At 38.6% G+C, this 26,687-nt stretch carries 27 protein-coding genes; 15 read left to right on the plus strand and 12 right to left on the minus strand.

All coding sequences use genetic code 11. The features are described from left to right. Positions 1-1,446, plus strand: a 1,446-nt coding sequence (locus tag MKL35_RS16985) for an aldehyde dehydrogenase (NADP(+)) (RefSeq protein WP_270914247.1), incomplete at its 5' end; no start/stop codon positions are given. Positions 1,447-1,499: 53 nt separating this feature from the next. Here MKL35_RS16985 and MKL35_RS16990 read toward each other — a convergent pair. Further along, positions 1,500-2,396: a hypothetical protein gene (locus MKL35_RS16990; RefSeq protein WP_032010541.1), complete on the minus strand. Its 897-nt coding sequence runs from the start codon at positions 2,394-2,396 to the stop codon at positions 1,500-1,502. Positions 2,397-2,713: 317 nt separating this feature from the next. On the opposite strand from MKL35_RS16990, the gene MKL35_RS16995 reads away from it, so the two are divergent. The 4 genes from MKL35_RS16995 to MKL35_RS17010 all read left to right on the plus strand — a co-directional run bounded on the left by MKL35_RS16995 (position 2,714) and on the right by MKL35_RS17010 (position 6,815). Beyond that, a complete protein-coding gene (locus MKL35_RS16995) occupies positions 2,714-3,544 on the plus strand; it encodes an alpha/beta fold hydrolase (RefSeq protein ID WP_209796572.1) in 831 nt (276 codons plus the stop codon). Positions 3,545-3,706: 162 nt separating this feature from the next. Next, positions 3,707-4,945, plus strand: coding sequence for an NADH:flavin oxidoreductase/NADH oxidase family protein (locus MKL35_RS17000; RefSeq protein WP_032010539.1), 1,239 nt, complete (start codon positions 3,707-3,709; stop codon positions 4,943-4,945). A 15-nt stretch (positions 4,946-4,960) separates the two neighbouring features. Continuing rightward, a complete protein-coding gene (locus tag MKL35_RS17005; protein ID WP_032010537.1) occupies positions 4,961-6,028 on the plus strand; it encodes a saccharopine dehydrogenase family protein in 1,068 nt (355 codons plus the stop codon). Between the two features lie 211 nt (positions 6,029-6,239). Further along, a complete protein-coding gene (locus MKL35_RS17010) occupies positions 6,240-6,815 on the plus strand; it encodes a dihydrofolate reductase family protein (protein ID WP_005123966.1) in 576 nt (191 codons plus the stop codon). A 67-nt stretch (positions 6,816-6,882) separates the two neighbouring features. On the opposite strand, the gene MKL35_RS17015 is transcribed toward MKL35_RS17010, so the two are convergent. After that, the gene (locus MKL35_RS17015) at positions 6,883-7,689 is read right to left on the minus strand and encodes a type 1 glutamine amidotransferase domain-containing protein (protein WP_032010535.1); all 807 of its coding nucleotides are present in this window, start codon (positions 7,687-7,689) and stop codon (positions 6,883-6,885) included. A gap of 76 nt (positions 7,690-7,765) precedes the next feature. After that, positions 7,766-8,182, minus strand: a complete 417-nt coding sequence (locus tag MKL35_RS17020; protein ID WP_002050803.1) for a MerR family transcriptional regulator — start codon at positions 8,180-8,182, stop codon at positions 7,766-7,768. Between the two features lie 156 nt (positions 8,183-8,338). Between MKL35_RS17020 and MKL35_RS17025 the strand changes: the two genes are divergently transcribed. Beyond that, complete coding sequence (locus tag MKL35_RS17025; protein WP_022574429.1) at positions 8,339-9,037, plus strand: type 1 glutamine amidotransferase domain-containing protein; 699 nt, start codon at positions 8,339-8,341, stop codon at positions 9,035-9,037. 70 nt (positions 9,038-9,107) lie between these two features. Here the strand turns inward: MKL35_RS17025 and MKL35_RS17030 are convergent, their stop codons facing one another. Both MKL35_RS17030 and MKL35_RS17035 read right to left on the minus strand, forming a co-directional pair. Further along, positions 9,108-10,127 (minus strand): MBL fold metallo-hydrolase, encoded by a 1,020-nt coding sequence (locus tag MKL35_RS17030; RefSeq protein WP_032010532.1) that lies wholly within the window; start codon positions 10,125-10,127, stop codon positions 9,108-9,110. A gap of 141 nt (positions 10,128-10,268) precedes the next feature. Then, on the minus strand, positions 10,269-10,838 hold the full coding sequence (locus MKL35_RS17035; RefSeq protein ID WP_032010530.1) for a TetR/AcrR family transcriptional regulator: 570 nt from the start codon (positions 10,836-10,838) through the stop codon (positions 10,269-10,271). Positions 10,839-10,972: 134 nt separating this feature from the next. Here MKL35_RS17035 and MKL35_RS17040 point away from each other — a divergent pair, with 134 nt between their 5' ends. The 5 genes from MKL35_RS17040 to MKL35_RS17060 all read left to right on the plus strand — a co-directional run bounded on the left by MKL35_RS17040 (position 10,973) and on the right by MKL35_RS17060 (position 15,084). Next, positions 10,973-11,497, plus strand: a complete 525-nt coding sequence (locus tag MKL35_RS17040) for a hypothetical protein (RefSeq protein ID WP_081404405.1) — start codon at positions 10,973-10,975, stop codon at positions 11,495-11,497. 685 nt (positions 11,498-12,182) lie between these two features. Next, on the plus strand, positions 12,183-12,728 hold the full coding sequence (locus MKL35_RS17045) for a TetR/AcrR family transcriptional regulator (protein ID WP_032010526.1): 546 nt from the start codon (positions 12,183-12,185) through the stop codon (positions 12,726-12,728). A 199-nt stretch (positions 12,729-12,927) separates the two neighbouring features. Beyond that, the gene (locus MKL35_RS17050; RefSeq protein WP_270914255.1) at positions 12,928-13,968 is read left to right on the plus strand and encodes a hypothetical protein; all 1,041 of its coding nucleotides are present in this window, start codon (positions 12,928-12,930) and stop codon (positions 13,966-13,968) included. A 225-nt stretch (positions 13,969-14,193) separates the two neighbouring features. Beyond that, complete coding sequence (locus tag MKL35_RS17055; RefSeq protein ID WP_032010523.1) at positions 14,194-14,694, plus strand: DUF2247 family protein; 501 nt, start codon at positions 14,194-14,196, stop codon at positions 14,692-14,694. Positions 14,695-14,943: 249 nt separating this feature from the next. Further along, complete coding sequence (locus MKL35_RS17060; protein WP_004887108.1) at positions 14,944-15,084, plus strand: hypothetical protein; 141 nt, start codon at positions 14,944-14,946, stop codon at positions 15,082-15,084. Positions 15,085-15,288: 204 nt separating this feature from the next. On the opposite strand, the gene MKL35_RS17065 is transcribed toward MKL35_RS17060, so the two are convergent. From MKL35_RS17065 to MKL35_RS17075, 3 genes are read right to left on the minus strand one after another with little or no spacing between them, the layout of a single operon-like run. Next, entirely contained in the window at positions 15,289-16,629 is a 1,341-nt protein-coding gene (locus tag MKL35_RS17065) for an MFS transporter (protein ID WP_032010521.1), read from the minus strand. A gap of 9 nt (positions 16,630-16,638) precedes the next feature. Next, positions 16,639-17,451: an amidohydrolase family protein gene (locus MKL35_RS17070; RefSeq protein ID WP_032010520.1), complete on the minus strand. Its 813-nt coding sequence runs from the start codon at positions 17,449-17,451 to the stop codon at positions 16,639-16,641. 7 nt (positions 17,452-17,458) lie between these two features. Then, complete coding sequence (locus tag MKL35_RS17075) at positions 17,459-18,748, minus strand: SLC13 family permease (RefSeq protein ID WP_032010518.1); 1,290 nt, start codon at positions 18,746-18,748, stop codon at positions 17,459-17,461. A 111-nt stretch (positions 18,749-18,859) separates the two neighbouring features. On the opposite strand from MKL35_RS17075, the gene MKL35_RS17080 reads away from it, so the two are divergent. Beyond that, on the plus strand, positions 18,860-19,591 hold the full coding sequence (locus MKL35_RS17080) for a GntR family transcriptional regulator (RefSeq protein ID WP_209796574.1): 732 nt from the start codon (positions 18,860-18,862) through the stop codon (positions 19,589-19,591). 87 nt (positions 19,592-19,678) lie between these two features. Here the strand turns inward: MKL35_RS17080 and MKL35_RS17085 are convergent, their stop codons facing one another. Beyond that, positions 19,679-20,611, minus strand: a complete 933-nt coding sequence (locus MKL35_RS17085) for a LysR family transcriptional regulator (RefSeq protein WP_032010515.1) — start codon at positions 20,609-20,611, stop codon at positions 19,679-19,681. A gap of 99 nt (positions 20,612-20,710) precedes the next feature. On the opposite strand from MKL35_RS17085, the gene MKL35_RS17090 reads away from it, so the two are divergent. Then, entirely contained in the window at positions 20,711-21,145 is a 435-nt protein-coding gene (locus tag MKL35_RS17090) for a DMT family transporter (protein WP_004887118.1), read from the plus strand. A gap of 9 nt (positions 21,146-21,154) precedes the next feature. Next, a complete protein-coding gene (locus MKL35_RS17095) occupies positions 21,155-21,613 on the plus strand; it encodes a DMT family transporter (RefSeq protein WP_032010511.1) in 459 nt (152 codons plus the stop codon). 100 nt (positions 21,614-21,713) lie between these two features. On the opposite strand, the gene MKL35_RS17100 is transcribed toward MKL35_RS17095, so the two are convergent. Together MKL35_RS17100 and MKL35_RS17105 are read right to left on the minus strand one after the other, a co-directional pair. Continuing rightward, positions 21,714-22,799, minus strand: coding sequence for an HlyD family secretion protein (locus tag MKL35_RS17100; RefSeq protein ID WP_017392701.1), 1,086 nt, complete (start codon positions 22,797-22,799; stop codon positions 21,714-21,716). Continuing rightward, on the minus strand, positions 22,796-24,373 hold the full coding sequence (locus MKL35_RS17105; protein WP_106479810.1) for an MFS transporter: 1,578 nt from the start codon (positions 24,371-24,373) through the stop codon (positions 22,796-22,798). The genes MKL35_RS17100 and MKL35_RS17105 overlap by 4 nt, the downstream gene beginning before the upstream one ends. A gap of 171 nt (positions 24,374-24,544) precedes the next feature. Here MKL35_RS17105 and MKL35_RS17110 point away from each other — a divergent pair, with 171 nt between their 5' ends. Beyond that, complete coding sequence (locus MKL35_RS17110; RefSeq protein WP_004708655.1) at positions 24,545-25,165, plus strand: TetR/AcrR family transcriptional regulator; 621 nt, start codon at positions 24,545-24,547, stop codon at positions 25,163-25,165. Positions 25,166-25,241: 76 nt separating this feature from the next. Here MKL35_RS17110 and MKL35_RS17115 read toward each other — a convergent pair. Next, on the minus strand, positions 25,242-26,687 hold a 1,446-nt coding region (locus tag MKL35_RS17115), incomplete at its 5' end, for an aldehyde dehydrogenase (NADP(+)) (protein ID WP_270914263.1).

Genomic DNA, 26,687 nt, shown 5'->3' on the forward strand with positions numbered 1-26,687 from the left:
AATCAGGCCTGTGAAGCAGCCAGTCAAGCGTTTAGGACTTACCGTCATACGTCTCCTGAACAGCGTGCTGTTTTTCTAGAAAATATTGCCGATGAACTTGATGCATTGGGTACAGATTTTCTTGAAATCGTGTCACAGGAAACCGCTTTGCCACTTGCACGCTTACAAGGTGAACGTGCCCGTACCAGTGGACAAATGCGTTTATTTGCCAAAGTGTTGCGCCGTGGTGATTTTTTAGGTGCCCGTATTGATACTGCTTTACCTGAGCGTCAGCCTTTACCACGCCCAGACCTACGCCAGATTAAAATCGGTGTTGGCCCTGTTGCAGTCTTTGGAGCAAGTAACTTTCCTTTAGCATTCTCAACTGCGGGCGGTGACACTGCTTCGGCACTGGCAGCAGGTTGCTCTGTAGTGGTAAAAGCCCATAGTGGACATATGGCCACAGCAGATTTCGTAGCGCAGGCTATTGAACATGCTGTAGAAAAATCAAATATGCCTAAAGGTGTGTTTAACATGATCTATGGTAATGGCGTAGGTGAACCACTGGTTAAGCATCCTTTAATTCAGGGTGTAGGTTTTACGGGTTCATTGCGAGGTGGTCGTGCTTTATGTGACATGGCCGCAGCCCGTCCACAACCGATTCCTGTATTTGCTGAAATGAGCAGCATTAACCCGATGTTGATGTTGCCAGAAGCCTTAAAAAAACGTGGTGAAAAAATTGCACAGGACTTGGCAGATTCAGTGGTTTTAGGCTGTGGTCAGTTCTGTACCAATCCGGGTTTAATCTTGGGTATTAAATCAGCTGAATTTAGCCGGCTCATTAGCAACCTAACCGACATTATGGGTGCTAAGCCTGCGCAAACTATGCTCAATGCCGGAACCTTAAAAAGTTATACCGCTGGTCTTGAGCACTTAACTGAGCATCAAGGTATTAAGCATTTGGCAGGTCAAACTCAACAAGGCAATCAGGCGCAGCCGCAACTGTTTAAAGCGGATGTTGAGCTTTTACTGGCGGGTGACCAGCTTTTACAGGAAGAAATCTTTGGGCCAACCACAGTCATCATTGAAGTTGAAGATAAAGCCCAACTCATTCAGGCGCTACAAAGCATGAATGGTCAGCTGACAGCGACTTTAATTGCCGATGAAGCTGACTTAACCAAGTTTGCAGATGTAGTTCCTGTACTAGAAGAAAAAGCCGGTCGATTACTCATTAATGGCTACCCAACGGGTGTTGAGGTCTGTGATGCGATGGTACACGGCGGGCCATATCCAGCCACTTCGGATGCAAGAGGTACTTCCGTTGGGACCTTGGCCATTGACCGTTACTTAAGACCTGTGTGTTACCAAAACTATCCGCAGAGTCTATTGCCGGAAGCTTTAAAAGACAGCAACCCGTTGCAGATTTTAAGACTGGTGAATGGTGAGATGACTAGAGAAGCAATCTAAAAAATAAAAAGAGACCATATGGTGGTCTCTTTTTTATATTTCGAATAATAAATCTATATCGGAGTAGGCAAATTAAGCACGACTTGCGCATCTTCTATAACATCTAAACGCAAAATTTTTGAAGCACCTAGTTCATTTAATAGCTTTGTTAAAGGGCCTTCGTTTTTCACTAATTTTACTTTTCTTGGAAAAAGTTTTTGCGCGAAAGAAAGAATGTTTGATTGAACCTCTGTCTGGTGCCATTTGCCATCAACAATATGTAGCATGGTTGCTTTATTAATATGTGTTTCAGAGTCAACATGTTTTAAAGGGGGGACAGCAGTCTCTAAACTTAAATCTAACTTACCATTAAGACCAAAAATATTGGCTTGAACGCTTTTTGAGTTAATGTTCACGTCAATTTTAGTCAGCCATTTCGGTAATTGGTAACCATATACACCACGTACTCTGGCAATTTCTGTATCGACAGGTAAAGCCAAAACATGTGCATAAAAATGACGTTGGCGCATCGATTTGATTAGTTCTGCAATATGTGGCCCATGCGCATTAGGCTTGCGTACCACGATCGCAATCGACACTTCGTTATAAGGGTCATTGTCACAAACCGAATAGGTAAAGAATGTAACGGCGACCAATCCATAACCCGGAAATGGTTGTAATGGTGTTAAGTCAGCAGGAAGTTTTGCTTTAATCTGTTTAATAGGTGCAAGCATCAGCAGTTGCACATTTGCGCTACGATAATAAAAGTTGGGTGCCCAAACAGGACCTACACGGGACTCCACAATTTCTTTAGGAATATGACGGAAAAAGTCGATGTTGCCAGCAGCAGGGTCTTGAGCGACTTCATCTAAATCGGGATTCATTCTAAAACGGTCATAATAACCACCTTTAGGTACTTTGATTTTTTGTTGTCCAAATTCAACCTCAGTAAATTGTTGTTTTATATCCATGAAAATTCACCTTTACATTAATTGACCGAGTATCTAATGCTGTCCATATGAAGACGTGTTAATTTAGAACCACTACAGAAACTATAAGTTTAAAGTTCACTTTAAAGTCAAGATTTTAATTTTGATGGCTAAAGGCTTTGACATTTAAATGAAATAAAAAAGGGGAAAGATGAGAAGAGTTTAAGGCCGTGCTTTCATATAAATTTTATTTTAAAAATACAATTAAAGTAATTGACCTTAAAGTTAACTTTAAGCTTAGTATCAATATTCAAATTTTATAACCAATCTATAAGTAGTTGTTTAGCAGGAGAACAAAGATGGGATACGTAAAGACAAAAGACGGTGTAGAGATTTTTTATAAAGATTGGGGACCACGTGATGCCCAAGTTCTATTTTTTCATCATGGTTGGCCTTTGAGTTCAGATGATTGGGATACACAATTGCTTTTTTTCCTTAAAGAAGGTTTTCGTGTAGTTGCTCATGACCGCCGTGGACATGGGCGTTCGAGTCAGGTATGGGATGGTCACGATATGGACCATTACGCAGATGATGTTGCAGAAGTGGTTAAACATCTGAACATTAAAAATGCAATTCATATTGGCCATTCAACAGGTGGCGGTGAAGTGGCTCACTATATTGCTCGCCATGGTCAGGAAAACGTCAAGAAAGCTGTTCTTGTCAGTGCAGTACCACCGCTTATGGTTAAAACTGAAAATAATCCTGAAGGTTTACCAAAAGAAGTTTTTGATGACCTTCAAAATCAGGTTCTCACAAACCGTGCACAATTTTTCCGAGACCTCCCATCTGGCCCATTCTATGGTTTTAACCGACCAGATGCGAAACCATCTGAAGGTATTATTGCTAACTGGTGGCGTCAGGGTATGACAGGCAGTGCAAAAGCACATTACGATGGTATTGTGGCATTCTCACAAACTGACTTTACTGAAGATTTAAAGAAAATCACCATTCCTGTTTTGGTATTACATGGTGACGACGACCAGATCGTGCCTTATAAGACGTCTGGTGTGAAATCTGCTGAGTTACTTCAAAATAGCCAACTCAAAATCTACCCAGGTTTTTCTCACGGTATGTTAACCGTAAACCATGAAGTAATTAATGCGGACTTATTGGCATTTATTCGCGAATAATTTAAAAATATAAACTTTAAAAAAAAAGAGGCCTATTAAGTGCCTCTTTTTTATTTATAACCCCATGAAATTAAAAATAATAAATAGAAAAATAATAAAAGGTATTGACATTAAAGTTAGCTTTAATCTTAAAGTAAAGCCATACTGAATGAGGTCATTCCAATGAAAGTGTTCGAAAAATTAGTATTCCCAAATGGCTCATATGTTCCTAACCGTATTGCTAAAGCGGCAATGGAAGAAAATATGGCTGATTTAAACCATGCACCATCAGAAGAATTAATGCGTTTATATCAGGCTTGGGCAAATGGTGGCGTAGGTCTAATCATTACCGGAAATGTGATGGTAGACCGCCGAGCGATGACTGGACCGGGCGGCGTAGTGCTTGAAGATGAAAAGCATCTAGATACTTTCAAAAAATGGGCACAAATTAGCCGTTCCAAAGGTGCTCAGGTTTGGCTTCAAATTAACCATCCGGGTCGACAAATGCAAGCTAACCTAGGTCAGCAGACTTGGGCACCTTCTGCAATTTCACTTGATCTTGGCAAAATGTCAAATCGCTTTAACACACCAATTGAAATGACTGAATCCATGATTGCAGAAGTGATTCAGCGTTTTGCAAACACGGCACGTTTAGGTGAAAAAGCAGGATTTACTGGTGTGGAAATTCATGCAGCACATGGGTATTTATTAAGCCAGTTTCTTTCTCCACTGAGCAATAAACGCCAAGATCGTTGGGGCGGTTCTTTAGAAAACCGCGCTCGTATTTTAATTGAGATTGTAGAAGCGGTTCGTAAAGTGGTTTCGCCACAGTTTACGGTTGCAGTGAAACTAAATTCAGCCGATTTCCAGCGTGACGGTTTTAGCGCTGAAGATGCTCAACAAGTGGTTAAAATGTTAAATGAGCAGGCAGTCGATTTGGTTGAACTTTCAGGTGGTAGTTATGAAGCGCCTGCAATGCAAGGCCAAGCACGTGATGGTCGTACACTTGCCCGTGAAGCTTACTTTTTAGAATTTGCACAAGAAATTCGTAAAGTTGCCAAAATGCCTGTTATGGTGACAGGTGGCATACGCCGTAAACAAGTAGCAGAAAAAGTAATTGAAAGTGGTGTAGATATGGTCGGTATTGCCACAGCTTTAGCCATTGAACCTAATTTGCCGAATGCTTGGAAACAAGGCCAAAATATTTCACCTGAACTCAAACCAATTACATGGGAAAATAAAACATTGGCTTCACTTGCCAATATGGCTGTGGTCAAATTCCAGTTACGTAATTTAAGTGCTGGTAAAAAAACAAAACCAAATGTTTCACCAGCTTGGGCTTTAATTTTGCAACAATCAGCGATGTCATGCCGTACTCGCCAGTATAAAAAAGGCATGCGTGACTATTCATTTGCTTCTTAAAAAGTGAGTTGTGTTATGACAAATCTTAACGATTCAAACTGGTTAATTTATGGAGCAAATGGCTACACAGGCGAATTAATCGCTCGTGAAGCTGTACGCCAAGGTCTAAAACCGACTTTGGCTGGCCGTAACAAAGCTAAGGTTGAAGCACTTGCTCAAGAGTTGGGGCTTGACTATAAAGCTTTTGGACTTGATAACGTAAATGCAATAAGTGAGCAACTTCAAGGTTTTAAACTGGTTATGCACTGTGCAGGGCCATTTTCAGCAACATCAAAACCCATGATGGAAGCTTGTATAAAAGCTGGTGCTCACTATTTAGATATTACTGGTGAAATTGCTGTATTTGAATTGGCACAGTCACTTAACAGCCAAGCCGAAAAAGCCGATATTGTGCTTTGTCCGGGTGTCGGTTTCGATGTCATTCCAACAGACTGTGTTGCTGCTGCCTTGAAAGATGCACTGCCAGGTGCAACCCATTTAGCACTTGGTTTTGACTCTAGAACTGGGTTTTCACCGGGTACAGCCAAAACAAGTACAGAAGGCATGGCCGAAGGTGGTAAAATTCGTAAAAACGGAAAAATTACCACTGTTCCGTTAGCACATTATGTCCGGACTATTGATTTTGGTGACGGTAAAAAAAGTGCCATGAGTGTTCCTTGGGGAGACGTATCTACAGCGTTCTATACAACCGGCATTCCAAACATTGAAGTATTTGTACCTGCATTTCCTAAAATGATTTTTGGCGCAAAAATGCTGAACTATGTACGCCCGGTATTAAAAATCAATGCTGTGCAGAAGTTTATTAAGTCACGTATTGAAAAAACGGTTGTGGGGCCAAATGAGGAGCTTCGCGCGACAGTACCTACCTATGTTTGGGGTGAAGCACGAAATGCACGTGGGGAAATCAAAACTGCCCGTATTCAAACGGAAAACGCCTATAGTCTTACCGTAAATGGCTCACTGGCTGTGGTGAATTATTTACTCAAAAATACCGTTAAAGGCGGTACATATACACCCGCAAAACTGATGGGCTATAAGCTAGTGACCGAGCTGCCGGGTTCTGGCCCGCTAGTCATTACTTAACCAAGTCTTTATTAAAACAGTAAGTTTATAGATAACCCGAATAAGGAGCCATTCTTGTTCGGGTCATTTATATAATTTATATATATTTCAGGAGGATATAGAGCTATATAGATACAAGAAAAATCAGAAAACAAAACACTCCATAAGAAATCATTTAAATTGAATATACTAAAAAACGATAAATCTTTTTCATAACAAAGGAATGAGAATAATGAGAAAACTCATACTGTTTCTACATGCATCGCTTGATAGTTTTGTCGAAGGTCCAAATGGGGCAATGGACATAGGTTGGATTGCTTATGATGCCGATTTAGCAAATCATGCAAATAAAATCTTGAGTACTGCTGATACGGTAATTTGGGGACGTGCGACTTACCAGATGATGCATAATTATTGGCCAACTATGCTTTCAAACCCAGAAGCTTCGGAGCATGAACGAAATCATGCTGAGTGGATTGAAAAGACAGAAAAAATCGTTTTTTCAACCACCTTAGATACAGTTGAATGGAATAATTCCAGACTTGTGAAAGATCATGTTGAAGAAGAAATTAATAAGCTCAAGCAGCAACCGGGCAAGGATATGGTGATTTTGGGGAGTCCACGGTTTGCACACTATCTAATGCAACTTGGTTTAATTGATGAATATAAAATTACGGTTTCGCCCGTTTTAATTGGTAGTGGCTTGCCACTATTCCAAGGTATTCAGCAAAAGACCAATCTTAAACTTATTGAAAATAAAACTTTTGCTTCTGGTGCGATAGCTCTTCACTATCAAAAGGTGGGTTAGTTTTTTCTATAATATTTATATGAGAAAGACGAATTACAAGGCTAGTCTGTAATTCGTCTTTTTAGATTTATTTCATGCTGCTTAAACGTTTAACAACTGCTTCGGCAATTTCTTTACTCGACTGAGGGTTTTGTCCAGTAATAATTCTGTCGTCTGAAACCACATATGAGGTAAACGGAATAAATGCTTCTTTATATTTTGCACCACGTTCAATGAGTCCATTTTGTAAAGAAAATGGAACTTGAGACTTAATACCTGAAAGTGTTTCTTCTATATTTGCAAAACCCGTAACAGTTCTACCCGCAATTAACGGTTTGCCATTTTCATCCTGTAAAGGTAATAAACCACCTACGCCGTGACAGACTGCTGAAACGACTCCACCTTGGCGATAGATCTGTTCGCTAATGTTTTGCAAAGCTTTGTTATTTGGGAAATCCCACATGGTACCGTGCCCACCCGTATAGTAAATGGCTTTGTACTGGGCAGGATTAATCGCGTTCGGAGCTAATGTTGTTTTTAGCCGTTGCATAAATGCTGGGTCGGCTAAATGCTGACGGGCAGATTTGTCTAAGTAAATAGACTTTAAGCTACGTTCATCTAGAGGCACTTCACCACCTAAAGGACTTACAAAGTCCATTTCATAGCTGGCAGCTAATGCAACATCATAAAAATGGGTGAGCTCGGTTAGCCAAAGTCCTGTTTTATCTGAACGAGAAGGGTAAGCCGAGTGATTAGTCATGACGACCAAAATTTTTCCATTTTTTTTTGCAAGGCTTTGAGTTTTATCTGAACCTGCGGCATAAACCACATTTGTAGATAAAAGAATGGCAAAAATAATGCTTAACCAACGTTGAAAATTCCACACTTTAAACATCACAGGTTCCTCATTTATCACCTGTGATCCATCGTATGTTTAAAGTGTACTTTAAGGTCAATAGAATTCTATAAGTTTATGGCGTTTTTGATTTATCGTAATAGAGGTTCATAAGGCGTTCGGCATTTTCTTCACAGGTAATTTCATCGGGCTTGTTATTAATTGCTTCAATCATGGTGAGTAAATTTTGCTTACTGACTTTAAGCTTTTGTTCTAAAAGTTCGATTTCCTGAATTTTAGATTCAAGTGTTTGGATGAGTGCGTCATGGTTCCAAGTAGTCACTTTTGACGGTAAAAATGATTTAATTTCTGCTAAAGAAAAACCAACTTGCTGGGCCTGTTGAATTAAAGAAAGTTGCTTTAAATCGTTATCTGTATATTCACGATAACCATTCGACTTTCTTTTTGCTTTAGGCAAGAGTTTGATTTGCTCGTAATAACGAATTGTAGGGGTACTTAAACCACTTAGTTTCGATAACTCGCTAATATTCATAGCCACATACTCTATTGACATTCAAGTTAACTTTAGACTTATAGTTACTTAAAAGCAAGGTTCATAACTTTACCAAGCACACACTTTCAGTAACAGCTTTCTATGCTTTGATAGATGAAAGAATAGAATTATAAATATGAAAAATGAGGTGACAAAATGTCTAAACGCATATTACATGTCGTGACCAATGTTTCACGCTATAAGGATGTAGACCAACAAACTGGACTGTGGTTAGGTGAGCTCACCCATGCTTATGATGAGTTTGAAAAGCAAGGTTATGTGCAAGATATTGTCAGCCCAAATGGCGGAAAAACCCCGATCGAGCCTAAATCGCTTGCGCCTTTGGTTGCAGATAAATCTGTTAAAGCCAGAGAAAAAGACCAAGCTTTTATTACCTTGTTAGCAAATACTTTTAAGCCTTCCGATATTCATTGGCAAGATTATGACGTGATCTATTACACGGGGGGGCACGGTGTGATGTGGGATTTTTTAGATAACCCTGAACTGCAAGAAATCACCAAAAATATTTATGAAAAAGGTGGGATTGTTTCGAGTGTATGCCACGGTTATTGCGGTTTGCTCAATGTTAGACTTTCAAATGGCAAACGTCTAATAGAAGGTAAGAAGTTAACTGGCTTTGCATGGAGTGAAGAGGTTCTGGCAGGGGTAGCGAAAAAAGTGCCGTACAATGCCGAAGAGTTAGCGAAAGAATATGGCGCTCGTTATGAAAAGGCTTTTATTCCTTTCGCGCCGTATGTCGTTCAAGATGGCAATTTGATTACTGGTCAAAACCCGTTTTCAGCTAAAAAGACAGCTTTAGCGATTATAGAAACGCTTGAAAAGAGTGCTTTGTGAAAATTATTCAAAGTTATAAATAAGATAAGCCGAATACTGCAAATGGAGTGTTCGGCTTATTTTTATCAAACTATGAACGCCACCAATAATTTTCAACATTCGGCTCGTTTAAGTTCAAGAGTTGTCCCATTTGCGGTGTGCTAATGGCTAAATTATTTTCATGAGCCAAACCTACAATCCGTTCAAACGGATCGTCCCAAGCATGAAGCGCCAAGTCAAAAGTACCATTATGTACAGGCAACAAATGACGGCCCTTTAAATCGATATGCGCTTGTAATGTTTGCTCTGGTTGCATATGAACATCGGGCCATTCAGGGTCATAAGCACCAGTTTCTAACATGGTCAAATCAAACGGACCATAACGATGTCCAATTTCTTTAAACCCGTCAAAATATCCCGTGTCACCGCTAAAAAACACACGTAAGTCATTATCAATAATCACCCACGAAGCCCAAAGCGTTGCATTGCTATCGCCCATACCACGGCCTGAAAAATGATGGGCAGGGGTAGCGACCAGTTCAAGTCCATCTACATGCGTGGTGTCCCACCAGTCGAGTTGTTGAACTTTCTCTGCTGGAATTCCCCATTTAATAAGGGTATCGCCCACACCAAGCGGCGTTAAGAAATGTTCAACTTTATCGTTAAGCTGCATAACCGCATGGTAGTCGAGGTGGTCGTAGTGGTTATGCGACAGAATCACACCTTTAATGGGTGGTAAGTCTGCAATGCTAATCGGTGGCTGGTGAAAACGTTTTGGACCAATCCATTGAAAAGGTGAAGCACGTTCAGAAAAAACAGGGTCGGTTAACCAAAACTCATTTTGCAGTTTTAACAAAATGGTTGAGTGGCCCAAACGAAATAGAGAGCGGTCAGGCGCACTTAATAATTGTTCTTTGGTTAAGCTTAAAACAGGAATTTCTTTGTTAGGTACAGTGTCTTTTGGTTTGTTAAAAAGAAACTTCCACATAAGTTGAAGTGTTTTGCCAAAAGAAGGCTTGTGTTGGTTCGGACGCGTATTTCTAAATTTGCCATTGTGCTGTTGAGATGGCATTACGGGAGAAGGCAAGTTTGTTGTGTTTGAAATCATCATCTTGTTTTTCCTTATTGGAACAAACCTATATGTACAAATAAGAACTTGGGTTAAGTACTTATTTTAATTCATTTAAATGAGTATTTACTCACTCATTAATTGGTTTAAAAATAAGGACGCCGTGCATCCTTACTCTTTTATCTATATTGAAACGGCATGCCAAAACGCTTCAAAACCAGATTTGCGATAAAGCTCGGTTTGAGAAGGGTCTTGGGCAATAAAATTAAGTGTAACCTCGGCAAGTGCACCTAAAATTGAAGCAATAAATAACGGTGGATAATCTCTTAATTTGCCATCGTTAATACGTTCTTGAATGTTTTGAGTAAAATCACAAAAGGTTTGCATACCAATTTGTTTACTTTGCTCAGTAATTTGTTCCGATGTTGAAAGCTGCGCCATTACTTTACGTTTAAGGGGAGCTTCTAAACTCCAGTCCAAATAGCTTTGCCAGATATGCGACATTTGTGTTTGTAAGTCTGAGTTGGTAGGGTAACCAAGCATCATGACCTGACGTAGCTCAGACTTGAGCGAAAGATATAACTGATTAAGCAATTCTTCTTTATTACTAAAATAGGTAAATAAAGTGCCTTCTGCCACGCCAGCAACTTTTGCAATTTTTGAGGTAGACGCACGTTCGCCAAGCTCTGCTAATGTTTCGATAGCAGCACTTAAAATTGCATTACGTTTATCTTCACTACGAGGACGAGCCATATACAAACAGATTAATTGAGTGATTACTCAATCATAAACAAAAATAGAAAAAATGCAAGCTAAACAAAAATACCAACTTAAAACGATAGCTAACCGTTATGATCTTATGCCTGGCTGTTGGGGAATGAAATTAAATGAAAATTTTTACTGTTGACCAAAATAGTGCTTTAACGCGCTATGCAGGACAAAGTCTGGTTATTAAATTTGATGACGGAAAAATACTAGAGATCAATGACAGCCAAGAACCTTTAGCCGCGTTCCCTGAAGGCATTCTTATATGGAGTGGTCGAGCTCCCAATCAAGATGCTATAACTGATTTGCAGTTTTCACAACTGAGCATCACGCCAGTTGCTAGTAATGGAATTATTATCGCGCCATACCAAGAACAAATAGCGACAGCTATAAGCCTGACCATGTTCGTTACCGATGAAAATGCGCAATTACTCCCAATTAAAGAAAAAAATGTTGTGATTGAGCTTAAAAATGGAAAAACCATAGAAGTACTCGAAGACTACGCTAAAAAAGGCTTGTTGGTCTGGGGCGGGCGTGAGCCGATTTCAGGGCTTTCTATAGAACAATTAAAGGAAAGAACCGAAAGCCTAGGGATTTATCCTATGGCTAGCAATGTCATTTATTTATTTCCATTTAAGTTGGCATAAAAGGTTCAAAGAGGGCGAAAAGAATTGATAATTTGGGCAGTACTTAAGTCGGGATAGGAGTAGATCGTTTTGTTTTATGCATTTTATAAATAAAAATTTAACAATAAATTTTAACTATTTATCCTTACTTTTTAATGATCTATTTTAAAGCAAATGTCATTTTGTATGCTTGACTGTAAGTGACTTGGATACTATCCTTTGCGGGCTGGCCTACATTGCCAGCTGGTTTTGACAGACCATGTAGTAAGACCGCATCAGACTTATTCCTTTCTGAGGGATAGTTTTATGTGTACCTCTCGTTCCCTCCCGTAGCGGTAGGACGGGAGAGGGACACCTATGGTGTGCTGGAGTCTTACCCAGTCTGTCAACCCTCTTCCGTTCTGCCACCATAATTTATAATGTTTCGGCAGAACTCCCAAAAGAAGGAGTTGGCTATGCACATTCATAAATTATTGGCAGTCACTGTCAAAAACTATCTCGACACAACTTAAATTAATTTAAAGCAGCTTGATCACCGTAAGGCTTTTTAGGCTTTAAATCATTACGTCTAAAACTTAGCAACAATAAAACTTGAGATGTGCTAAGCACAGTCTTTATAGGCTTTGCTGTGCCTTTTTTTCTCCCAGAAAAGGTACAGGCTTTTTAATCTCATTTAGAAACAACAAGAATTTATAACGGCAAAACTATGTCAAATTTAGAAATATCTTCGAAAAAACTACATGTTATTCAAACTGCTATACACCTATTTACAACTTACGGGTTTCATACAGCAGGCGTAGACCTGATTGCTAAAGAAGCCCAAATCACCAAATCCACCTTTTATAAATATTTTGGCTCAAAAGAAGGTTTAATTGAAATGTGCATTGCCTTTCAAAAAAGCTTGCTCAGAGAAGAAGTGCTCTCCATTATTTACTCAAACCGTTACCGCACTTCAAAAGATAAACTCAAAGAAATAATTGTCTTACATGCCAACTTTAATAGCCTGTACTACCTCTTACTAAAAGCCTTTTTTGAAATTAAAATCGCTTACCCACAGGCTTACCGTATGGCAATAGAGTATAGAAAATGGTTGCTTCATGAGATTTTTGACCTGATTTTTAGTTTAGAAACTCATGCATTCAAACCCGATGCCAATTTGGTTTTAAACCTAATTGATGGTTTGATGTTCCAGATTTTAAGCTCAAATAGTTTGGATGAGCGGGATGTGGTGGTGGGGAGGTTTTTTAAATAGGAATTAATATTTTTCAATTTAAATGAAGTAATAAATTTAATTTTTAATAATTGATTACCTTTTTAACTTACTTAAACTTTTATTATTACGTCTGATAATTAAGAAGTTAAATCTGAAAATTAATTATTTCTTATAATAAAGTTTTAACTTATTATGCTTAACCGCATTTTATACCACTCAATAAAAAAGAGTAAATTTTATGACACTTAATAAAGCTATTTTCCTTTTTCTACTTTCAGGTCTTATGGTCGGCTGTGGTGGCGGGACTGGAAGTAGTGATACAGTTACAACAACAAAAGATGAAATTCTTAGTAGCGAGTTTGATAATACTACTTCTTACAAATGGGCATCTATTCAGTTTGATAATACATTTGTTGAGATTACTAGAAACTCAAGAAACGGAAATATTTGGTATGCAGATTATCCTAAATTAGATAAAAGCACTCAACCAGATATTGGTCGCCTAATGTTAAGCACAGATGGTCTTTACAGACCAGATGAGACGAAGTATCCATTAGGTTATAGACGATATATTTTAAGATCTACTTCACAAGATGGAACTACTCTTCGAAAAACCCCTTATAACAAAGATGGCCTTAAGAATATTGTCGTAGAAGAGAAAGGGCGCTGGATTGATTTAAAGAATGTCAGAATAAGTGACAGAACCGCCGTATATTGGAATCTGCTTGCAGAGAAAATTCCTACAAGCGTATTTTTTCATCGAGAATCTATTGGTGATCAATTTAAAAATTTTTTAGCTTTAACTAAAAAAAATACATTTCCTGCAGGAGCTAAGTGTTTTCAGGTTGAAAGAACAAATTATTCAGTCGCTTACTATGTAATTACTAATACAGAAAGTTTAGCTTCTGTTAATGGTGTTAGCGTTAATAACTTTTCAGACTATGTTTCTTTAGCTGGAAGTAATGCTGTTACTGGAAAATGGGGTAATGTACAGTGGGCTTATTTAAATACAGAGGCAAACGATCCAAAGTATTATACAGTTTCGGTGTATATGAATATAGACAATAAACTAGCTTCAGGTTATTGGCAAAAGAATCCTAACACTTCAATTGATAGTATTGTTGCAGGTTATAAAAAATCACTTGATTCATTTAATAATTATGAGGATGTAATTTCTTTCCAAAGTGCAATTGAAGAAGCAAAGAATGAATGTACTTACTATAATTCTGTTGCTTCTCAAAAAATTGAATCATTAATTAATCAGACTTTAATCAACTAGATTCAGATTATTTAATCTTGATCAAGACTAGTAATTTTTTGAATTATGGTGATCATTATTTATCAGTAGAAAACTCCTAAGGATAAAGCTTACTCGAAAGAGTAAGCTTTTTTAAATTATCGAAATTTTATTGTTTTTTCTTAAAAATTTTTTTGAAGATCAAATTAATAAGTATTCGGGAAATATTAGAATTAATGATTTTTATGATCCCAGAGGCACAATGACATGAATTTGTATCCAGTACCTGCTGATTTTATTAATGAAAAGGTGACACTTTCATGGTGTGATATCAAATGGGGCTATGAAAATAATCTGATTACTTGTGAACTACCAATCAAAAAAGCCGAAAATATTGTGTTAACGGAGATCTATACTAAGGCTGAACTTGAACTATCATTCCTTATACCGAGTGAATCAGATGATATCGTTCCCTTTTTGAATGAATTATGTTCAGAGACTAAGGAAGATTCGATGATTAGGGAAAAATGGCTTTATATACTTCTTAGCTGGCTTTGGATTAATCGAGAAAGTTTTGAAGATACTTTAGATGAAGTAGAAAGTATTTATACAGATTTTGATTATCCTGCTGAAATAGAAAGTTTTATCAAATATATACCCCCTACGGATGGATATGATCCATCAATACACTCTCATACGGAAAATATTAACCATTTAATGAGTAATTGGGAAAAATATTTGCAAAAAAGTGCTATTAGATTCCAGTAAATTAATTTGATATTTTATCAATAGATTTTCATTTAAAAAGAGACCTATCGATGGTCTCTTTTTTTAGCCCTCAAAACCTAAATCACCTTTAGAACCTTTATTGTTATTAATAAAGCTCAGAAAAATGTAGGCTTTTTTTTTATTACACATTGCTTAAAAAATATACAGAAACCTCGTTAAAACGAGTTGGAACGCTACAAACGCGGATGTTAAGTTGAAATCCACTCTTCCCAATAAGTGAGGTGAGCAATGAAATTGTTAGCTTTGATTAGCATGGGAGTTGCAGCAAGTTATTGGTATATAACTATAAAAGATAGCAAGCCAACTCTTCTGAAACCAAATTTTGATGAAATAGTAAAAAACTTTGTAATAGCAGAATTTAAAGTCTAATACATATTATGAAATTTAGTTAAATAAAAAGCTCATCGGAAGATGGGCTTTTTTATTATAGTAAAGACAGACAAACTCATAGTTTTCATATAAAAATAAGAAAATATTGATTCATCTTAGCATCCTTAGCATCTATATATTTGTTATAAATAAAAAAGAGACCATCAATGGGTCTCTTTTTATTAAATCTGTTATTTCTAAAACCTAAACCACTTTTTGAACCTTTTGTGCTTTCGGTAAAGTTGGTTTTCTTCCCAAATACAATGCAATCATGGCGCCAATAAATGTCAGAATGCAGAGCGGTAAAAGTGACACAGGGAAACTACCCGAATAATCTTTGACTATGCCCATAATAGAGTTCATAAGCCCAGTACCCACATGCGCAATGGTATTTACCGCTGCAATACCTACGGCTACTAAAGTAGGAGGTAAGCGCTCAGAAACCAACGCCCAGAAAGGACCTTTAATGGCATAGTTACCCATCAAAACGAGTGAGAATAAAAGTAAGCTCAAGGTTAAAGATGAAGTAAAAATAGTAAGGAGCAAACCAAAACTCGTCACAAACAATGGAATAGCTGTGTTGAGACTCTTATTACCACTTTTATCGGCATGTACGCCCCAAACAATCATGAAGGCGGCAGCTAAACCAAACGGAATCATATTTAAAAGACCCGTCTGCATAGCAGTTAGATGAAAGGCCTTTAAAATCTGTGGCATCCATAACGATAAAATATTGCTGGTTGCAGAGCTTCCTGCATAAATAATCGCGAAGAACCATAGATATTTATTGGTAATCAGAAGCTTAAACTTACTCTTTTTCTGTTCGGCACTGTCTTGTTTTTCAGTATTTAACTGTTGGTTTTTTTCAAAAGTTAAGGTACTCGATAGCCATTCTCTTTCCTCAGAACTTAACCATTTAACATGATTCGGTTTATTTGGAAGCCAAACTAAACATAATATGCCAAGAAGAATTGCAGGCAATGCTTCAAAAATTAAAAGTACTTGCCATCCACTTAAACCGACTAAACCATGCAAGCCCAACAGTAAGGCAGATAATGGTGAACCAATAAAATTAGATAAAGGAATGGCAACCATAAATACGGCAACAATTCGTGCCATATATCGTTTAGGGAACCATAGTGTTAAATACAGTAATACACCAGGGAAAAATCCGGCTTCGGCAGCACCAAGTAAAAACCGTGAAATTGCATATGAAATAGGGCCAGTAATGAAGGCAGTACAGCAACCGACAATGCCCCAAGTAATCATGATTCTGGCAATCCAGATACGTGCACCTAGCTTTTCCATGGCCATATTACTTGGAATTTCAAATATGACATATGCAATAAAAAATAATGTCGCACCAAAACCAAAGGCAGTCGCGGTTAAACCAATTTCTTGATTCATGGTTAAAGCGGCGAAACCAATGTTTACTCGGTCAATATATGAGATGAAATAACAAAGAATGAGGAAAGGAAGAATACGAAAAGAGAGTTTACGGATCGTTGACTTTTCTACTTCCGATATAGATATATCATTTTTCATACATACTCCTTATGTACGTGAGAAACCAAACAGCTCGGTAGGGTTCTGATTTAAAATTAAACATTGCTCGTGTTTATCAAACACAATCTGTTTAAAAGCTCTAAATGCATTTTCATAAGTAATTAAAGATTCATGTTGGGTATGTGGCCAATCACTTCCCCAAATGAGTTTGTGTAAAAAGCCTTTTTCTTTAAGAATGTTATAGGCCAGTCGTGCCGTATTTATGTTGTTTGGAGCAGCACCCAAACGGTAGAAACCGGACACTTTAATCCAGTGCTGTTTTACGTTAAGTAAGCTTAAAAATTTCTGATAATCCGGATCTTCAATCCCTTTAACAGGGTCAACTCGGCCAAAATGGTCAATTACGACATCAAAGCTGTATTCATCTAATTGTGGCAAAAGCTGTACCAGATATTTTGGCGGTGCGTGTAATTCAACTTGCCAGTTGAGGCTTTCCACATTACGTAAAAATTTTTGCCAGTCAGGCGTATTTAGCGCAGGAGGGTTAAGACCGAATAGATTTAAGCGAACACCAACGATGCCTTGTGCCTTGAGATTCATTAGCTCATCAAAAGTCGTCGTATGTTGAACAACGGCGATCCCTTTTAAACGCTCAGGGTATTGCTGAATTGCGTCTAACATCGCTTGGTTATTAGTACCCAAAAAGCTGGGTTGAACCAAAACACCATGCGTGAAATTGTGTTCATCAAGATGAGAGATAAAACTTTGTACAGTTGCATCATAATCAGGTGCATATCGTGCTGTTTCGATACTGTGGTCCTGAGTCGAAAAAACATGTGCATGTGTATCTATACAGTTCATTTTCATCTCACATTACAAATTTTAAAGCGAAAATAGCGATTAAAGCGGCAATGACTCCTACAGGAATTGCTTTAAATAACAATTGATTAAAGAATTTGGTTTTGTCGATGTCTGCTGGTGCTGAAGCCATAATGAGACTACCGCCAGACGAGAAAGGAGAAATCGCTGTAGATTGAGCGCCAACCACAATACAAATGAACAGCACAAGTGGATTTAGGCCAGAGCTAAGTGCAAGCGCCGGAACAATTGGGAATAAGGTAGGAGCAACTACACCTAGAGTGCTTGAAAATACAGACATAATGGCACTGATCAGACATAACAGTACTGGAATAACCCACACAGGAACATTGTTTGCTAACCATTCAGATAGGGTCGTAATAATGCCAAGCTTCACACCTAATGCGATGAGCATACCGACACCGCAAATCATGATAAGTGTTCCCCACGGCACAAGTGCAATGACCTTTTTCTCATCGGCAAGTTTCATAAGTAAACTAATGAGCGAGAAGGTAATGGCAAGGAAGGCAATATCAATTTTGGAGTTTAAAAAGCTAATCGTTTTTACATCGGGAAAAACAAGGTGCAAGATTGGAAAAATTAAAACAATCGACATCATTAAAACAATAAGGAAGATGGATTGTTTCTGTTTTTTGTCGAATGGTTCAGGCTTTTGATCTTCAATCACAATTGAATTACTTTTTCTATTCCATAGGGTATAAATTCCCAACACCGCAATTGGAATAATTAAAGTTAAGACAAAAATTCCACTGCTATATGAAAAAGCTGTTTGTGAGCTAATGCCAGTATTTTCCATTAAGCTTCGGAAAATAATACCACTTTGCGATGTCATAAAATTTGCGCCAACTAGAGCGCCGTAATTTGCCGCCATCCCGCCAATAACCATATTCATATTGGTTTTTTTACACAGCAGCAGTGTAATCGGTGCCATAAAGGCAAGTACCGTATAAAAACCAGCTCCTAGGCCAGCAATAATGGTTGCTGCGAAAAAAATCGCTAAAGGTAAAAACTGAGGAAACTTACGGCATTTATATAAGAGATGGCTGGCAAGTTTTTCTAAAGCGCCATTTGCCAAAGCAAAGTTATAAAACAGAGTGACAGATAAAATAATAAAGAAAATTTTGACAGGCCATAATTCAATAACTTCGGAAGGTTTAAGGCCCATGCCAAAGCAACCAATCAGGTAAGCAAATACTATCGTAAAAAATCCGATATTGATTTTTGTTTTATAACCTAAGCCTATAGATACAGCTAAAGCTATCAGCATCAATGCGGTCATATTATCTTCCTTGATAAATATATAAACATCTAAACATATATATGTTTACTTTTTTGTATTACACAGAACTATGCTAATATTGTCAAATCGATTTCATAATGTTTAACGCAAATGCTTGATGAGACTGCATTTAAAAATTTTAAATTGCCAAGATATGAAAAGGTCCGTTGGGAACTTCAAAAACTACTGATCCAATCAAAATGGACAGTTGAAGTGCCTATTCCAAGTGAACAAGAACTTGCGCAAATGTATAGCGTATCGGTAGGAACCGTGAGAAAGGCGGTTGAAGGACTGGTTGAAGATGGCTTATTGGTTAAACAGCAAGGAAAAGGAACTTTCCTCAAACAACCTAATTTTGAAAATTCACTCATCCGTTTTTTTAGATTACGTAATAAAAAAGGCGAGTTCATTCAGCCACAAGGACTAATCAAAAAAGTAGAAGTGTGTGACGCAGTGCCGGAAGTAAACGCCGAGTTAGGGCTTGAGCACACCGAAAAGTTGCTTTATATCGAGCGTGTCCGTAAGCATGAAGATGTCGTTGTATTAAGTGAAAGAATCTGGCTGCCTGAACGCTTATTTAAAAATCTGGAAGAAACTCCAATCGCTGAGTTTGGGAATTTACTTTATCCTTTTTATTATCAGCACTGTGGTCAATTTATTTCTTCTGCAACAGAACGGTTAACTTTTGAGAAAAATATCAAAGATAGCCATTTAAATAATCACCTTGAAGACCCTTTAGTGAAGGTATGCCGTATCGCAAAAAATCTTGAAGGCGTAGCAGTCGAATACCGTGAGTCTTATGGTTTGGCCGATAATTTTCATTATGAGATAGCAATTAATTAGTATCTAACGGTGATACCTGGTTTCAGTGTTTATTTAATTGCTGGAATCAGGGTTTTTGTCTTTATAAATGATGATTAAAAGAAAAATTTAATTCTGCCAATACGGTGTGTCTCCATAGATTTCAGCAAAATAATCTATTACCACTCGAATATTTAAGGGCGGATGGCGAACATTGGGATAAATGGCTGCGATATGCTGGGGGTGTGATTTAATCGCGACTTCATATTCAGGTAAAAGCTTTATTAAATCACCTTTTTTTAAAGCTTCGCCAATTAGCCAATCAGGAAACAAAACAATCCCCATGCCATGAAGCGCAGCTGTCATTAAACTCTCGGCATTGTTTGAAGACAGCAATGGAGTAATTGGATAATGTACCCATTCTTCATTGGGCTTTCTTACTAACCAGCGGTTAGGACCTTCAAAACCTTTATAGACTAGGCATTTGTGCTGATTAAGTTCTGTCGGATGATCAGGCGTACCGTATTTGGCAATATATTGAGGAGACGCTGCCAAATGATATTTTTGTGTACCAAAAATACGTGCATGAAATGATGAATCAGTCAGTGCTCCAATACGAAATATTAAATCTGTGCTTTCGCGTAATGGGTCTATAAATTCATCTGTTTGAATTAGTTCTATTAGAAGTCTTGGATAACGCTCTGATAAACCCGCCAACCACGGTGCAATATGCCGTTGACCAAAAAACACAGGGGCATTAATGCGGACGAGTCCCGATGGCTCTATGGTTTTATCTTGTAAAGCCTTTTGAGCTTCATCAAATTGTTCGGTAATTTTTTTCGCGTACTCAAAAAATAATTTGCCCGATTCGGTCGGTGTGATTGCTCGCGTATTTCGGTAGAAAAGTTGCTGGCCCAATGCATCTTCAAGTTGTTGAATGGTGCGTGAAATCATAGACGCTGATACATCTTCTTTACGTGCTACATTTGAGAAGTTTTGCGCGTTATAAACACTAATAAAGAAGCGAAGCGTGCGAATATCAATCGAATTTGTTAAATCCATTTGTGCAATTTCTGCAAAAGTGATTCATGAATTATGCTGTTTTTCTGATGAATTGGCTACTTTAGTATTCGTTGCCTAGATACAGATGAGGCAATGTAGATGCAAATTCTATTACTACTCCTAACCATTTTAGGGGGAATGGGGCTATCGGTCGAAGCTGGGCTTTTAGGACCGTTAGGAAAAGAAGTGGGTGAGTTATGGGCCACCTTTAGTATTTTTGGCGTGGGTGCAGCACTTACCTTTTTACTCATGTTGTTTTTTAGTCCACGTAATAGTCCTTCATTTTTTACACTTCCATCTTGGCAATTACTCGGTGGTGTTTTAGGGCCTGCTTACGTCATTATTCTGACCATTACCACTCCAATTATTGGCATTGCCATGACGATGATAGGCATTTTAGCGGGACAGGTATTTAAAAGTCTGATTATCGATCACTATGGTTTACTGGGAACTCCACATCGAAAAGTAGACCGTAAACGGGTAGTGGCACTCATCTTTATTGTTGTGGCACTTATACTTGTGGCAAAAGCGTAGGAGACAGCCATGACAATTTTAATGATTATTCTCGCCGTCATTGGTGGTGCTTTGCTGAGTGTACAGGCCGCAATTAATGGTCAACTTGGAGCGAAAGTTGGTGTTTTTCGTAGTGCTTTTCTGACTTTTTCGGTCGGTGCTCTAATTACGGCTCTCCTTATTTTTTACTTTGAACCCAAACAAACCTTAACGTTACTAGATGTTCCTAAATGGCAGTTATTAGGTGCTATGTGTGGCGTACCTTATATTGTCATTATGGTACTGGCTGTACAAAGAATCGGAGCTGCGGTTGCTACTGTTGCTGTGATTTTTGGACAACTTTTGATGAGTATCTTAATTGATAACTTTGGCTGGTTCGGCAATGAAATGCTTCCTTTTTCGCTGTATCGATTAGGAGCACTGATTTGCTTAGGGATTGCTTTGTATTTTATCTATTCAAGTAGCAAGGACAAAAAGATAGAAGGGTAAAATACGGGCCAAATTTAGTATTGAATTTGATGAAGCCTCATTAGGTGTAAGACTAACAATGAGGCTCATTTAGAGTTTTTAAGTGCTCAGTTGATTCCGTTTATTTAGTGGTATCCACAGAAACTACAACAGATAGACCAGGACGCAACAACTTAATATCCGGCTGGTTCTCAAGAAGTTTGATGCGTAAAGGTAGACGCTGAACAATTTTAGTAAAGTTACCCGTCGCATTTGTTGCTGAAATTGGCGAGAAAAATGCGCCAGTCGATGGTGAAAAACTGTCTACCACACCTTTTAACTCAACATTGTAAGCGTCGACATAAACAGTGACAGGCTGGCCGATTTTAATTTGTTTTAGCTCAATTTCACGGAAGTTGGCTTCTACATATACTTGATCTAAAGGTACAACCACCATGAGTGGATTACCTGCGCCAACAAAGTTGCCCACATTTGCAGACTTTTGCCCAATCATGCCATCAATAGGTGCTCGAATTTCTGTATAACTCAGATTCAGTTTTGCTTTATCAAGCGCAGCTTGAGCTTGTTTCAAAGCCGCTTGTTTAGCTTGAACCTGAATCTTATATTGGTTGAGCTGATACTGTGCATCTGTGACTTTTTCTTTACTGCTATCCAAGTCGGCATATTGCTCGGTCAATGTGGTTTTTGACTGTTGCGTAATCAATCTAGACTCAGCACCAAGCGCCTGTAGTTGCTCGTAACGTGCCGTATTATCTTTGGTGAGTTTAATACCGGCTTCTACTTTTCTAAGCTGGGCTTCTGTTTCTCGAATAACAGTCGGTTGTCTTTCTACTGCCAGCTTTGCTTCATTTAAGTCAGCTTGTGCTTTAGCATAATTAGATTCTGCTTCAGCTAAAGCCGCCTGATAATCTCGTGCATCAATCCGTGCCAAAAGTTGGCCTTTTTTTACGGTCTGGTGATCTTTAATATAAATTTCTTCAATATTGCCTGACACTTTAGGAGCAATGGTTGAGTACTCGACATCTACCCGCGCATCGTCAGTTTTAACCACTGAAGAAGGTAAAAATATAACTTTTAAAATCCACAAAATGGAAACTAGAACGATAATAAATGCAATAACCATAACCCAGTGTTTCTTAAGATATTGCATCTTTGTTAACTTGGGTGACTCGGTCATGGAGTGATCTTGGGCTTCGAGAGTACTCATAAAGATTTTCCTGAGTTATGACTATTCATTAACTTAATGAGAGCAATGCGTGGTGGATAAGTTCTAACTGGCAAAATCAGCATAACGATAAATAAAATTGCAGTAAGTCCCGCTAAAATCAGATATTCATCGCTAATGACTAACACTGATTGCTGTGCCTGAATCGCAGAATTTAAGGCAGATAAACCACCGGAAACACGTTCGGTACCATCTGTACTTAGCACAGGCGGGGTAAGAGGATTAATAACAGGGCCTTGAATATTTTGAAAAACATGTTGTGCGGTATTTTCAATCAGTCGTGTTGAATGGTATTCACCACGTACTCGATTGACCCAGTCCAAAAGGCACACACCGAGTACGCCGCTAATAGCACGCGGGGTATTAATCATAGGCGAAGCATAGATTGCCATAGTTGGGTGGACACTATTTGTCCCCATCATGAGGAGCGAAAGCACTACACAGGTTTGTCCTAAACATGAGATTGCATGCCAAAAATAGAATTGGTCTTGGTTCCAAGTGGTATCAAGTTGACTTGCACCTAAGCAGCCAATCATCACCAAAAGTAAACCAAACCCATGTACATATCGGCTATCAACCCAAGCTTGGTTTAAAACCTTAATGACAATTGGAATATAGATAAACTGTAATGCGGCAATTTGTAAGCCAATCCACATGGTTTGAGTGGGCTTATAACCATGCACAGCGCTTAAGTAATTAAGGGGTAATGTACTAGTTGACATACCAATAATCACAAAGCAAAACAGTGCAATAACAGCATAGCCAAAATTTCGTATTTCGAGCATTTGCGGTTTAATTAATGGTGTTGGATAGCGCCATTCATGTATTAAAAATAAAGGTAGGGTAATGGCACTCACTAAAGCCAAAACACAAATCAATTTTGAATTAAACCAGTCCAAATGATTGCCATGCAAAAGCATGGTACTTAAGCTTGCCAAGCCAATAATAGCTAGAATCGCACCAGTCCAATCATAAGTTTTTATTCTGGAGTAATTTAAAGGATCTTGGGGAATACCGAAGTAAACCAGAGCAGCACTTAAAGCACAAAAAGGAATGGTTTGGAAAAATATCATCTTCCAACCAATCACATCTAAATAAAAGGCAGCAAGTGCAGCACTTAAGTTAGGGAAAAAAGTTGCTGTTAATGCATAGCAGGCCAAACCCCATAGACGAATTTCAGGTCCTAGGAATCTAAGGGCACAGGCCATAAGTAAAGGAATGGTTAAACCATTAGCGAGTCCTTGCAAGCCCCGTAATAAATAAAATATTTCGATATTTGGGCTAAAAGGAATTAAAACGCTAGAGAAGAGGCAAAGTCCTATTGCAAAAAGAAGAGCCCGACGCATGGAAAAAATAACGGCCCAACTGGTGGACAGGATCATGCCAATAATCATGGCACTGGCATAAATACTACTGACCCAATAACCAGCGTCGACACTAATGCCCATTGCACCGCGAATATCGACCAAGGTAATGCTGCTAATTCGGTTATTAAATTCGACAGTCATGGCTGCAAAAATTGCACCTGCCAAACCGATGAGTGGTCGTATATTCATCTTTTACCTTAAATTTTAAAATGAGCTTGTTGCACCGAACAGGGCAAATATTAAGCTCAACTGTACCGATCGGTACTCTACTATCTTATTAAAATTACGTCAATTCTCGATTTTGAACTTTTCGATGAGTTAAACTAAGAATGAAATTGCTAAATATGTTTGTAGGTTCGTATGTCAGATTGCACTAAAACCAAAGAGAAAGATCAAAAAATTCTTGATGCAGCAACAAAGTTTTTTCTGATCCACGGATTTAGTGGCACAACCACAGATATGATTCAAAAAGAAGCAGGAGTTTCAAAAGCGACCATGTATGGTTGTTTTAAAAATAAAGAAGCGATGTTTGCTGCCGTCATTGAGCGCAAATGTGCCAATATGCAAGAGCAAATTATATTGGTTGAAACAAAGGCCAAAAACTTACGTTCAGCTTTAACTGAAATTGGGAAAACTTATTTGTGTTTTATTTTATCGCATTCGGGTTTGGCATTCTTTAGAGTCTGTATTGCAGAAGCCGTAAGATTCCCAGAATTATCTGAAAAGTTCTTTGAAGTGGGGCCACAACGTCTGGCAAATATTATTGCGGGTTATCTTGAAAAGTCGGTTAAACAAGGAGAAATTGAATTAACTTCTTCTTCGGAAGTCGCAGCAAATATATTTTTATCACTGTTAAGAAGTGATGCTCATCTAAAATGTTTGACTCATCCTGATTATTTAATATCAACCGATGAAATTAGTGCTTGGGTTGATTACGCGGTTGATTTATTTTTAAAAAATATCAATTACAAAACAAGTTAATTTGGCAATTTATATCCTATACGTAAGACTTGAATATCGATAAAAAAGAGACCAACTTGTGGCCTCTTTTTATTTTTTAGATCGCTTCTCTAGTCATCTCACCATTCACCAGTCTTAAAATCTGCAATGGGTTGCCATCTTTTAAAGCTTCCGGCAATAAACTTTGCGGATAGTTCTGATAACACACAGGACGTAAGTAACGGTCAATGGCCAATGTTCCAACTGAAGTGCCTCTTGCATCTGAAGTGGCTGGGTATGGCCCGCCATGCACCATCGCATCACAGACCTCAACACCCGTTGGGTAGCCATTTATAAGTAATCGACCTGCTTTTTCCTCTAAAACTGGCACTACATCAGCAAACTCGATTAAGTCAGTTTCATCGGCAATTAAAGTCGCAGTCAGCTGACCATTCATGCTTTGTAGCGCCTGAATAAGTTGGGCTTTATCTTCAACTTCAATAATGACTGTGGTTGGCCCAAAGATTTCTTCTTGCAGAAGCTGGTCACCCGCCAGTAAAAGCTCAACATCCGCTTTAAACAGTTGCGGCTGCGCCTGATTACCTTGTTGATTTTGACCTGCCAAATGCTTAATGCCTTGATGCTGGGTTAAGTGCTCAAGACCAGCGGTATAACTTTTTAAGGTTCCGGCATTGAGCATAGTTTGCGCAGGCTTAGCCCCCATAATTTCAGTCAGGTTGCTAATGAGCTGGCTAAATTCAGCTGATTTAATACCCAAGATTAAGCCCGGATTGGTACAGAACTGGCCACAGCCTAAAACCACTGAATCTGCCAAGTCCTGTGCAATTTTTTCACCACGTTTTTTTAAGGCTTCTGGCAACATCAACATCGGGTTAATGCTGCTCATTTCAGCAAATACAGGAATCGGTTGTGGACGGGCTGCGGCCATGTCACATAAAGCACGACCACCTCGCAATGAACCCGTAAAACCTACACCCTGAATTAAAGGATGCTTAACCAGTGGTTCACCTACGCCATTACCATAGATCATGTTAAACACACCTTTAGGCATATTTGATTTTTCTACAGCATGTTCAATAGCCTGCGCTACGAAATCTGCTGTGGCCATATGTCCACTATGGGCTTTTACCACTACAGAGCAACCTGCTGCCAGTGCCGAAGCAGTGTCACCGCCCGCAGTTGAGAATGCTAAAGGAAAGTTACTTGCTCCAAAGACTGCAACAGGGCCAACACCGATTTTAATCTGGCGTAGGTCTGGGCGTGGTAAAGGCTGACGCTCAGGTAAAGCAGTATCAATACGGGCACCTAAAAAATCACCACGGCGCAACACTTTGGCAAATAAACGCATTTGTCCACTGGTACGGGCACGTTCACCTTGTAAGCGTGCAAGTGGCAAAGCGGTTTCCTGTGACACGATTTCAAGAAAATCTGTACCCAATGCATCAAGTTCATCGGCAATATTTTCTAGAAAAACAGCACGCTGTTCAGGAGACGTATGACGGTAAGTCCTAAACGCTTGACTGGCTGCTTCACAGGCCTGATT

This window comes from Acinetobacter sp. AOR41_HL, from assembly GCF_027854645.1.
Lineage (GTDB): Bacteria > Pseudomonadota > Gammaproteobacteria > Pseudomonadales > Moraxellaceae > Acinetobacter > Acinetobacter nosocomialis.